The sequence below is a fragment of the Streptomyces sp. AC627_RSS907 genome, from assembly GCF_019049165.1.
This window is the reverse complement of the sequence record NZ_JAGMUE010001169.1, coordinates 1-1,027: the sequence shown is the minus strand read 5'-3', so window position 1 is coordinate 1,027 and position 1,027 is coordinate 1. Positions and strand designations below refer to the sequence as shown.

General features: G+C 67.0%; 1 protein-coding gene. It reads right to left on the bottom strand.

Annotated elements, in window-relative coordinates; translation table 11 throughout:
- A partial coding sequence (locus KUM32_RS40885; RefSeq protein ID WP_217146728.1) for an ABC transporter permease occupies positions 1–1,027 on the bottom strand: 1,027 nt, incomplete at both ends.

Below are 1,027 nucleotides of genomic sequence, written 5' to 3'. Positions count from 1 at the left end.
GCGTTGAGGACGTTCATCCGGCCGGCGCGGAAGGCAGGGACCAGGGCCGCGAGGAGGCCGACCACCGCCGCCCCGACGAACACCGCGCCGATCGTGGGCCACGGGATCTCCAGGGTCTTCAGGCCCTCAAGTGCCAGCAGCTTCTGGGCCGTTACGCCCCAGGCCATGCCCAAGCCAAGGCCGAGCAGGGCGCCGAAGAGGGCGATGACGACCGACTCCAGGCGGATCATGCGGCGCATCTGGCGGCGGGAGAGGCCGATGGCGCGCATCAGACCTATCTCGCGGGTGCGCTCGACGACCGACAGGGCCAGGGTGTTCACGACACCCAGGATGGCGACGATGATCGCGAGGCCGAGGAGTCCGTAAACCAGGTTGAGCATCTGCCCGATCTGGTCCTCCAGGAGCTTCTTGTAGTCGGCCTGGTCTCGCACCGTCACGTCCGGGTAGGTCGTCAGCTCGGCCTTGAGCGACTTGTACGCCTCGCGGTCCTGACCCTCCTTGGCGGCGGCGAACATCATCAGGTTCTGCGGCATCTGGTCGGGCTTGATGTAGTCCTTGGCCGTGTCGACGCCGAGGTAGATCGCGCCCTTGTTGAACGCCGTGTCCTCCGAGGTGATGACGCGGACCGTCAGCTTGGCCGTGCCGCCCTCCTTGAAGTCCACGCTGAGCACGTCGCCCAGGGCGACCTTGTGGTCCTTGGCGAAGCCCTCCGGGACGCCGATGGCGTTCTTGCCGAACGCGTCCACCAACGTGCCCTCGATCACCGGGGAGCGCAGGTCCTTGGCGTAGCTGGCGCTGGCCGCGTCCAGGTCGTCCTTGACCTTCTTGCCGTCCGGCGTGGTGATGGTGGCGTTCTCGAGGAGCTTGTAGTCGCTGACGTGCTCCAGGTGCTTGGCCCGCTTGACCGCCTGCTCCACCTGCGGCTTGATCACGCCGTTGTCGGGCTCGATGATGAAGTCCGCGCCGACGGACTTGTCCAGTTCGTCGCTGGCCGACGCGACCATCGAGGAGCCGACCACCGACAGGC